Source organism: Actinomycetota bacterium (assembly GCA_035540895.1).
Classification (GTDB): domain Bacteria; phylum Actinomycetota; class JAICYB01; order JAICYB01; family JAICYB01; genus DATLFR01.
Genome location: DATLFR010000015.1, coordinates 1 through 3,635, shown reverse-complemented (window position 1 = coordinate 3,635; position 3,635 = coordinate 1). Strand labels below are relative to the sequence as shown.

Here is a 3,635-nt window from a genome sequence, read left to right as displayed (position 1 = left end):
GGGTGGAGCTCGAGGGGGAGGGGGGGTCCGTCACGACCCCGGTGGGCGCCAACGCTTTCGTCGAGGTGATCGCCCCTCCCGGGTTCGAGCCGCCCTTCGTGCGCTTCGACGAGTTCGGCGCCCCGTGCCGGGCGGAGGTGTCCGAAGCCGGGTCGCAGGGGAGTCTGCACTGTCCGGAGCTGCGCACGTCGGACGGGCGGAAGGTGGGTCTTCGCTGGTCGTGGCGGACGGTCCGGGAACCGGCCGGCTCAGGACCCTGACCGTCGCCTCGGACTGGGGCTGTCTTCCTCCCGGCCCCCGTTGATGGAGGTCCGCCCGATCGAGCCCTCGCCGAGGTAGGCCTTCACCAGGCCCTCCGAGCGCAGTTCCTCGCCGGACCCGGCGAAGACGATCCTCCCCTTCTGCATCAGGAAGGCGCGGTGGGCGATGGCCAGCGTGAAGGCCGCGTTCTGCTCGACCATGAGCACGGTCGTCCCCGAGGCGTTGATCTGACGGATGATCTCGAACAGCCTCTTCACGATGATCGGCGCGAGCCCGAGCGAGGCCTCGTCGACGAGGAGGATCTTCGGCGAGCTCATCAGCCCCCGTCCGATGGCGAGCATCTGCTGCTCACCTCCGGAGAGGGTCCCGGCGAGCTGGGTACGTCGCTCCGACAGGACCGGGAAGAAGCCGAACACCCGGTCGAGGTTGGCCGCGTACTCGTCCTTGCGCTTCTGCACCATGTAGCCGCCGAGGCGCAGGTTCTCCTCGACCGTGAGGGCGGGGAAGACCCCGCGGTTCTCGGGGACGTGTGCCATCCCCATCCCCACGATCTCCTCGGCCTCGCGCCCGGCGAGCTCCTGCCCGTCGAAGAGGATCGATCCCGACGAAGGGCGTATCAGCCCGGACACGGCCCGCAGCGTGGTCGTCTTCCCGGCCCCGTTGGGCCCCAGGACGGCGGCTATCTCACCCTGCTCGACGGTGAGGTCCACCCCGTGCAGGACGGGAACGCGTCCATACCCGGCGTGCACGGATCGGACGTGGAGGAAGGGCATGCTCCGAGTCTACGCGGAGCTGGTTCGGCGCCGGCGCCGCACCGGACGGGGCCTCTCCTCCTCCTCCTCGGGTTCGTGCCGGTCGCGCTCGCGGTGCTCGGACAGCCGGTCGAGGGACCGTTCCAGTCCCTCCCCGAGTTCGGCCAGAGCTTCCTTCACCTCGGCGAGGGCGCGTCTGGCGCGCCACGACGACTGCTGGACCTGGTCGACGACGATCCCGAGACCGCCCAGGAGCAGCAGGCCGAGTCCCCCGAACCCACCCGAGATGAGGTAGGGGAGCTGCCCGACCTCTATCCTCTGCTCTCCCGCCTGGTTCCAGGCTAGGTAGATGGCGGCCCAGCCGCACGCGATCAGGACGAGCCCGACGGCGAGCGGGATCCGCGAGGGTGCCTTCTCCACACCCACAGTTTGTGCACTCCGGGGGTGTCGCGACAAACCTGCCGCGTCGTAGCATCTGTCCATGCTCATCGCTCGTCTCTGGGCGGCCCTGGCGGCCCTCGTCATATGCACGGGCTGCGCGGTGGGTCAGCAGCCGGCTCCCGAGGTCCCCGAGACCGAGACCCCCGGACGGTCGGTCACCCCGCTAGAGGGGACCGCCGAGGTCCGGGTGGGGGGCGCGGAGACGGTCGAGGTGTCCGGACCGGCCGCCGTCATCGTCACCGAGATCGCCGGCCAGGGGGACGACCCCAGCTACCTGGCCGTCGGCACCCAGCCGGGACTCACCCTCCCCGACGGACGGGAGCTCGTCGTCCGGCTCCTGCTGCGCCCGGGGAAGTGGACCGGTCCCGGCGAGTACACCCTGGAGCCGGCGGGCGACGGCGACCCGCAGACGAGCGACCTGGCCGCGGTCGAGGTCAGGGAGTCACCCGGGAGTCCGACCTCGACCGTCTACGAGCGGCTGGGACAACCGTGCACGGCCCGCTTCGGGGATCGCGCCTTCTCCGGCTCCCTCGACTGCCCCTCCCTGCGACACGAGGGAGGCACCGAGGTCTCCCTGGCGTTCCGTTGGTCGGGGCGCCCGGCTCCGACGCCGAAGCCGCCGATCACGCCCCCTCCGACTTAGCCCGCGCCGGGCCCGGTCCATATACTCAGGAACCTGACACCCGCACTGTCACGAAGGGAGACCCATGGCACTTCTCGACGGCAAGGTCGCCATCGTCACGGGAGCCGGACGCGGCGTCGGCCGTGGACACGCGCTCGAGCTGGCCCGGCACGGAGCGAAGGTGGTCGTCAACGACCTCGGCGTCGCCTGGGACGGCAGCGGCGAGGACAACACGCCCGCCGGTCAGGTCGTGGCGGAGATCAAGGAGCTCGGGGGCGAGGCGGTCGCGAACTACGACAACGTCGCCGACTGGCAGGGAGCCCAGAACCTGATCAACCAGGCCGTCGATACCTTCGGTGACCTCAACATCCTGATCAACAACGCCGGGATCCTCCGGGACCGGATGCTCTTCAACATGGCCGAGGAGGAGTGGGACGCGGTCGTCACGGTCCACGGCAAGGGACACTTCGCTCCGACCCGGTTCGCCTGTGCCTACTGGCGGCAGAAGGGCAAGGAGACGGGGGAGCCGGTCTACGGACGCCTGATCCACACATCCTCCGAGTCGGGTCTGTACGGCAACGCGGGCCAGGCGAACTACGACTTCGCGAAGCTCGGGATCTGCTCGTTCTCGATGGCGCTCGCCCGGGAGATGGCGAAGTACGGGGTCACGTCGAACGCGATCGCCCCCCGGGCTCGGACGAGGATGACGGAGATGACGTTCGGGAACATCCCGAAGCCCGAGGACGGGTTCGACCCCTGGGACCCGGACAACATCGCCCCGTTCGTCGTCTTCCTGTGCACGGAGGCGGCCGCCAACATCACCGGCCAGGTCTTCGTCGTCACGGGAGGGGAGGTCCACCTCGTCCAGCAGCCCGTGGTCGTCTCCTCGATCGTGAAGGACGACCGATGGAAGGTGGAGGAGCTGGGAGACAAGGTCGGGGAGCTGTTCGGCGACCGCCAGACCGGGATCGTCGACCGGACCCCCACCTCCAGCCTGGCCTCCGGCGGCTGATGGCCGAGCTGCGCTGGCGGCGCGCGGTCGGTCCGGTCGAGGTCGTGAAGCTCTCGGTCGGGCAGATGGACAACAACGTCTACGTCCTCAGGACGTCCGACGAGGCGCTGCTCATCGACGGGTCCGACGAGGCCGACGCGATCCTGGCCGAGGTCGGGGACCGGCGGTTGACCACGATCGTGCAGACGCACGATCACTACGACCACGTCCAGGCGCTGCCCGCGCTCGTCGAGCGGACAGGGGCTCCCGTGGTCGTGCACCCCGCGGACGCGGATGGCATCCCGGTCCCCACCGAGCCCCTCCAGGAGGGGGATCTCGTGACCATCGGGCGTGTGCAGCTGAAGGTGCTGCACACGCCCGGACACACCCCAGGCGGGGTCTGCCTGGTCATGGAGGAGGACGGGCAGACGCTCCTGTTCTCGGGGGACACCCTGTTCCCGGGCGGACCCGGGGGCACGTTCGGGGACCCCGACGCCTTCGCCCAGATCATGGCCTCGCTCGATGAGAAGCTCTTCGTGCTCGACGACGACACCGAGGTCCTGCCCGG

The 3,635-nt window shown here is 69.9% G+C and carries 6 protein-coding genes; 4 read left to right on the top strand and 2 right to left on the bottom strand.

Features of this window, described 5'->3' with window-relative positions:
- On the top strand, positions 1-260 hold a 260-nt coding region (locus VM840_00770), incomplete at its 5' end, for a hypothetical protein (GenBank protein ID HVL80107.1).
- On the opposite strand, the gene VM840_00765 is transcribed toward VM840_00770, so the two are convergent.
- Both VM840_00765 and VM840_00760 read right to left on the bottom strand, forming a co-directional pair.
- Positions 249-1,034 (bottom strand): ABC transporter ATP-binding protein, encoded by a 786-nt coding sequence (locus VM840_00765; GenBank protein HVL80106.1) that lies wholly within the window; start codon positions 1,032-1,034, stop codon positions 249-251. The two genes, VM840_00770 and VM840_00765, sit on opposite strands and share 12 nt — an antisense overlap.
- Before the next feature lie 9 nt (positions 1,035-1,043).
- The gene (locus VM840_00760; protein ID HVL80105.1) at positions 1,044-1,433 is read right to left on the bottom strand and encodes a hypothetical protein; all 390 of its coding nucleotides are present in this window, start codon (positions 1,431-1,433) and stop codon (positions 1,044-1,046) included.
- A gap of 61 nt (positions 1,434-1,494) precedes the next feature.
- Here VM840_00760 and VM840_00755 point away from each other — a divergent pair, with 61 nt between their 5' ends.
- The 3 genes from VM840_00755 to VM840_00745 form a co-directional block, all read left to right on the top strand.
- On the top strand, positions 1,495-2,097 hold the full coding sequence (locus VM840_00755) for a hypothetical protein (GenBank protein HVL80104.1): 603 nt from the start codon (positions 1,495-1,497) through the stop codon (positions 2,095-2,097).
- Between the two features lie 64 nt (positions 2,098-2,161).
- Positions 2,162-3,088 (top strand): SDR family oxidoreductase, encoded by a 927-nt coding sequence (locus tag VM840_00750; GenBank protein HVL80103.1) that lies wholly within the window; start codon positions 2,162-2,164, stop codon positions 3,086-3,088.
- The coding region (locus tag VM840_00745; protein HVL80102.1) for an MBL fold metallo-hydrolase at positions 3,088-3,635 on the top strand (548 nt) is incomplete at its 3' end. The genes VM840_00750 and VM840_00745, both read left to right, overlap by 1 nt.